At 63.9% G+C, this 5,920-nt stretch carries 5 protein-coding genes; all 5 read left to right on the forward strand.

The window, feature by feature from the left end:
• The coding region (locus VJ604_RS11125; protein ID WP_324082495.1) for a PDZ domain-containing protein at window positions 1–467 on the forward strand (467 nt) is incomplete at its 5' end.
• Window positions 468–522: 55 nt separating this feature from the next.
• The gene (gene gspD, locus VJ604_RS11130) at window positions 523–2,409 is read left to right on the forward strand and encodes a type II secretion system secretin GspD (RefSeq protein ID WP_324082503.1); all 1,887 of its coding nucleotides are present in this window, start codon (window positions 523–525) and stop codon (window positions 2,407–2,409) included.
• Between the two features lie 311 nt (window positions 2,410–2,720).
• Window positions 2,721–4,283: a type II secretion system ATPase GspE gene (gene gspE / locus VJ604_RS11135; RefSeq protein WP_324082497.1), complete on the forward strand. Its 1,563-nt coding sequence runs from the start codon at window positions 2,721–2,723 to the stop codon at window positions 4,281–4,283.
• On the forward strand, window positions 4,264–5,466 hold the full coding sequence (gene gspF / locus VJ604_RS11140) for a type II secretion system inner membrane protein GspF (RefSeq protein WP_324082499.1): 1,203 nt from the start codon (window positions 4,264–4,266) through the stop codon (window positions 5,464–5,466). Before gspE ends, gspF begins: the two co-directional genes overlap by 20 nt.
• A gap of 25 nt (window positions 5,467–5,491) precedes the next feature.
• On the forward strand, window positions 5,492–5,920 hold a 429-nt coding region (gene gspG / locus VJ604_RS11145), incomplete at its 3' end, for a type II secretion system major pseudopilin GspG (protein ID WP_324082501.1).

The raw sequence follows: 5,920 nt of genomic DNA on the forward strand, positions 1-5,920 counted from the left end.
TCTCCGTGAAGAAGGACGTGGCCGAGATCCTGGTGAACGGGCGCAGGGTCAAGATCCTGACACCGACCGCGGCGGCGGCCGCGGCCAGCGCACCCGCCCAGGCCGCGGCGCCGGCGCAGCCCGGCGGCCTCGCCGCCCAGACCAGCGCGGGAAATTACGTGGTCGACCAGCGCGCACTGAACGCGGCGCTGGACAACATCGGGCAGGCGATGACCGACGCGCGCCTGCTCCCCAGCGTGAAGGACGGCAAGGTCGAAGGGTTCCGGGTCTCCGAGGTCAAGCCGCAGGGGATCTTCGGCACCATCGGCATCCGAAACGGCGACGTGCTCTTGAGGATCAACGATTTCCCGATCGACTCCCCGGAGAAGGCGATCCAGTCCTTCGCCTCCCTGAAGGGGCAAAGCCGCATCAAGCTCGACCTGATCCGCGACGGACAGCCTACCACTTTCAACTATGATATTCGGTGAAATGCCCACCGGAGGAGAGCTTCAATTGAAGATACGACTTGCGCGCACCTTTGCTATGCTGATGTTTCTGTTGGCGGCTCCCACCCTGGTCTTCGCCAAGGGGGTGGTGCTGAACTTCACGGACGTGGACATCTCGACCATGGTGAAGTTCATCAGCGACCTCACCGGGAAGAACTTCGTCATGGACGACCGGGTCAAGGGTAAGATCTCCATCTTCTCCCCGACCAAGCTCTCCAACGAGGAGGCCTACAACGTCTTCACCTCGGTCCTGGAACTGAAGGGGTTCACGGTGGTGCCGGCCGGCAAGGTGATGAAGATCGTGCCGACCAGCTCTGCCAAGCAGTCGGCCATGAAGGTGATCCCGGACGGCGAGCGGACGGTGGTGAATGACACTTACCAGGCCCGCGTCATCCCGCTTTCCCACATCTCCGCACAGGAAGCGGTGACCACCCTGCAGCCGCTCATCTCCAAGGACGGCCAGATCAGCGCCCTGGGCAACGGCAACATGCTGCTGGTGGTCGACTCCGCCCTCAACATGAACAAGCTCCTCGCCATCCTGAAGTATGTGGACACCGACCAGGTGCGAGAGAAGCCGGAGCTGGTCTTCCTGAAGAACGCCTCGGCCGATAGCGTGGTCAGCGTGGTCAGGGACTGGCTGGGAGGCCGCGCCGCCAAGGTCGGGGCAACTGCGGCAGGCACCGCGGCACCGGCCGGCGCCGGCGGCACCAGTGTGATCTCGGACGCCAGGCTGAACGCCCTGATCGTGTTCGGCTCCGAGAAGGACAAGCGCGACGTCAGGAACCTGGTGACCCTGCTCGACGTGGTCCCCCCCACCACCAGCAGCAAGGTGAACGTCTACTACCTGGAAAACGCCGACGCCACCGAGGTGGCCAAGGTGCTGGACGGGTTGGTGAAAGGGACCGCGACCACGGCGGCACCGGCTGCTCCGGGGGCCGCCGCCCCCCAGCAGAGCATCTTCGAAGGGGGCTCCAAGATCAACATCACCCCTGACAAGTCCACCAACTCCCTGGTCATCGTGGCCTCGCCCACCGACTACCAGAACCTCTTGCAGGTGATCCAGAAACTCGACCGCCGCAGCCGGCAGGTCTTCGTGCAGGCGATGATCGCCGAGGTCTCCATCAACAAGACCAACGCGCTCGGCGTGCAGTGGGGCTTCCTGGGCGGGGCCTCCAACGGTACGGTATCCACCGCCGCGAGCTTCGACCCGTTCAACACCTTCCAAAGCCTCGGTAGCACCCTCACCGCGCTGACCGGCGCCGGCGTCTCGATCAGCAACCTGAACCTGCTGGGGAGCGCCGCCAACTTCCCGGTGGTGCTCCAGGCGCTGCAGACCAACGGTGCGCTCAACATCCTCTCTACCCCCAATATCATGACCACCGACAACAAGGAGGCCGAGATCTTCGTGGGGGAGAACGTGCCTTTCGTGTCCGGCACCAACCTGACCTCCACCGGCATTTCGCAGCAGAACATCGAGAGGAAGGACACCGGTATCATCCTGAAGATCAAGCCGCAGATCAGCGAGGGGGAGTACATCAAGCTGGAGCTCTACCAGGAGATCTCCGCCGTCAAGAACTTCGGCACCGCCACCAACCAGAACCTCGGCACCACCAAGCGTTCCGCCAAGACCACGGTGGTGGTGAAGAACACCGACACCGTGGTGATCGGCGGGCTGATCCAGGACATCGACCAGGTCACCGAAAGCAAGATCCCCTTGCTGGGGAGCATCCCGGGGCTGGGCTGGCTGTTCAAGACCAAGAACACCAGCCGCGAGAAGACCAACCTGCTGATCATGCTGACCCCCAAGATCATCAAGAACGCGCTGGACATGGCGGAGACCTCGGCCAACGGCAAGAACGTGTTCACCAACACGATCACCAGCGACGCGCCGATGAACGTTGAGCAGTCGATCAACGCGCAGTAACGGCCGCAGGCTAGCACGGCTTCGCCGACGAGCTGTCATCCCCTCGCCCCTTTAGGGGAGAGGGTGGCCGCAGGCCGGGTGAGGGTTGCCCCGGCCTTCCGAAAAGTCCCGCCCTCACCCCTGCCCTCTCCCTCAAGGGGCGAGGGGGAGTGATGAAAAGTGGAAACGGGAAGGTGCAAGATGCAAAGGAACGACAACACGGGACAGGGGGGAGTGCCCAGCAAAATGGGCGGCGGTGGCGAAAAAATAGCGGATAGCGTACACTGAAGATCTTGCCGTTAACCTAGAACCCGAACTGATTTCAGGACCTTATGCCAGAAATTATCAATATACAGGAAGTCGCCAGCCGGCTGGGGCTGCCGTTCCAGACGGAGATCGACGACAGCAAGGTGGACAGCGGGCTGGTCGGAAAGCTCCCCCTGAACTTCGCACGCAACAACCTCATCCTGCCGCTCCACGAAGAGGAAAGCGGCATCGTGGCCGCCAGCGCCGATCCGGCCAACCTCTTGGCGGTTGACGAGATGGCGGGGCTCTTCGGCCAGCCGGTATCCATCGTGGTGGTGCCGCGCCCGGCGCTTCTGGACGCCGTCAACCGCATCTACTCCAAGCTCTCCGGCTCGGCCCAGGAGGTGGTGGAGGAACTGGAAGGGGAGGAACTCTCCACCCTGGCCACCTCCTTCAACGAGCCGCGCGACCTGATGGAGCTCACCGACGAGGCGCCGGTCATCCGGCTGTTGAACTCCATCCTCTTCCAGGCGGTCAAGGAGCGGGCGAGCGATATCCACATCGAGCCGTTCGAGCGGGAGCTGGAGGTCCGCTTCCGGATCGACGGCATCCTCTACAAGATGCTCTCCCCCCCCAAGGTGATCCAGGAGGCGCTCACCTCCAGGGTCAAGATCATGTCCGGCCTGAACATCGCCGAAAAGCGGCTCCCGCAGGACGGCCGCATCAAGGTCAAGGTGGCCGGCCGCGACGTCGACATCCGCGTCTCCCTGATCCCCACCTTCTTCGGTGAACGGGTGGTGCTGAGGCTCCTGGACAAGCAGCGCGGCATCCTGTCGCTTAAGGAGATCGGCCTCGGCGAGCGGGACGACGCCTACATGAACCGGCTGCTCGCCCGCACCAGCGGCATCATCCTGGTCACCGGACCCACCGGCAGCGGCAAGTCCACCACCCTCTACGCGGCCCTCAACCAGATCAACTCGCCCGAGAAGAACATCATCACCGTCGAGGACCCGATCGAGTACCAGCTGAAGGGGGTCGGCCAGATCCAGGTGAATCCCAAGATCGAGCTCACCTTCGCCTCCGGCCTGCGCTCCATCCTCAGGCAGGACCCGGACATCGTGATGATCGGCGAGATCCGCGACGCGGAGACTGCCGAGATCGCCATGCAGGCCTCGCTCACCGGCCACCTGGTGCTCTCCACCCTGCACACCAACGACGCCGCCACCGCCGTCACCCGCCTGATCGACATGGGAATCGAGCCGTTCATGGTGGCCTCCTCGCTCTCCGCCGTGCTGGCCCAGCGGCTGGTCAGGGTGATCTGTCCGTACTGCAAGGAATCCTACGTGCCGGACCGCGCCTACCCCGGCGTGGAGCTGCCGCCGCTGCTCTATCGCGGGCGCGGCTGCGACAAGTGCTTCAACCTCGGCACCATGGGTCGCATGGGGATCTATGAACTGCTCCCCGTCGATTCGGAGATCTGCTCGATGATCATCCGGCAGGCCTCCTCCGGCGCCATCAAGGAGTACGCCATCTCCAAGGGTATGCGCACCCTGCGGGAAGACGGCCTGGAAAAGGCGGCGCACGGGCTCACCACCATCGAGGAGGTCCTGAGGGTAACCCAGGAGGACTATGCCGACCTTTCGCTATAGCGCCTTCAACGCCGGAGGTACCGAGGTCTCGGGGACGGTCGACGCGGCCACCCTGAACGATGCGCGGGTACAGCTCAAGCAGAAGGGTTTGTACGCCAAGGAGATCGCCCCCGCCGCCGAGGCAGGGAGCAAATGGCGGCTGAAAACGGGGGTGAGCGTCGAGGACCTCTCGCTGGCCACCCGGCGGCTCGCCACGCTCCTGGGGAGCGCGGTCCCGGTGTACGAGGCGGTCGCCACCCTGTGGGAACAGGAGCCGGCCGGCGAGCTGAAGCGGGTGCTCGGGCGGGTACGCGACCGGCTGGCCGAAGGTCAGGGACTGGCTCAGTCGCTCTCCGCCGAGCCGGCGGTCTTCTCCGAGAGCTACGTCGGCATGGTGGCCGCAGGCGAGGCGAGCGGCGCCCTGGAAGTGGTGCTGGAGCGGCTGGCCGAGTTCCAGGAGGGACAGGCTGCCGTACGCAGCCGGGTGATCACCGCCCTGGTCTATCCCGCCATCATGGTGGTGGTCGGCACCCTGGTGATGCTGGTCCTTCTGGCGGTGGTGGTCCCCAAGATCGTCACCGTCTTCGAGCAGAACAAGGCGACCCTTCCTTTCATCACCATCGTCCTCATCAAGGTCAGCACCCTGGTCAGGAAAGGGTGGTGGGCGCTGATCGCGGCCGCGATCGCCCTCTTGTACGGGATGAAGAAGCTCTCCCGGAATGAGGAGTTCCTCAAGAAGCGGGACCGGCTCTTGCTGCAGCTGCCGGTCTTCGGGCAGCTCTGGCGACGGCTGGTGCTCTCGCGCTTCACCAAGGTGCTCGGCCTGCTCCTGCAGAGCGGAGTGCCGATCATCAAGTCCATGGAAATCACCGGCGAGGCCGTGGTCAACCGGGAGTACAAGACCTTCCTGGCCGGGGCCCGCGAAAGCCTGATCCAGGGGGGGAGCCTGTCGGCCGCCCTGAAATCGAGCCCGCTCTTTCCGCCGCTGCTCACCCACATGGCGGCGGTGGGCGAGAAGAGCGGCGAGCTCGACCGCATGCTGATCAAGGCGGGGGAGGCCTTCGAGAACGAGTTCAACGCCTCGGTGACCAGGTCGATGGCGCTCCTCGAACCGATGCTCATCCTGGGGATGGGGCTTGCCATCGGCTTCATGGTGATGGCGGTACTTTTACCGATCATGCAGATGAACGAACTGGTCAAGTAACACAACAACCACAGAGAGGTCAGCAATGTTTAAACAGTTGAAGGGAAACCGCGGCTTCACTCTTATCGAACTGATGGTGGTCATCGTCATCCTGGGCATCCTGGCCGCCGTGGTCGCGCCCAAGATCATCGGCAGGAGCGACGACGCCAAGAAAACCGACGCAAAGGTGCAGATCAGGAACTTCGAGACCGGGCTAAAAATGTACAAGCTCGACAACGGCAGCTACCCCGCCACGGAGCAGGGGCTGCAGGCGCTGGTCAGCAAGCCGACCACCGGCAAGGTCCCGGCAAACTACCGCGCCGAAGGGTACCTGGAAAGCAAGACCATCCCCAAAGATCCCTGGGGTAACGACTACGTCTACCTCTCCCCCGGTGAGCACGGCGATTACGACCTCACCTCCTACGGCGCCGACGGCGCGCGCGGCGGCGAAGGGAACAACGCCGACATCAACAGC

This window comes from Geomonas sp., from assembly GCF_035254065.1.
Lineage (GTDB): Bacteria > Desulfobacterota > Desulfuromonadia > Geobacterales > Geobacteraceae > Geomonas.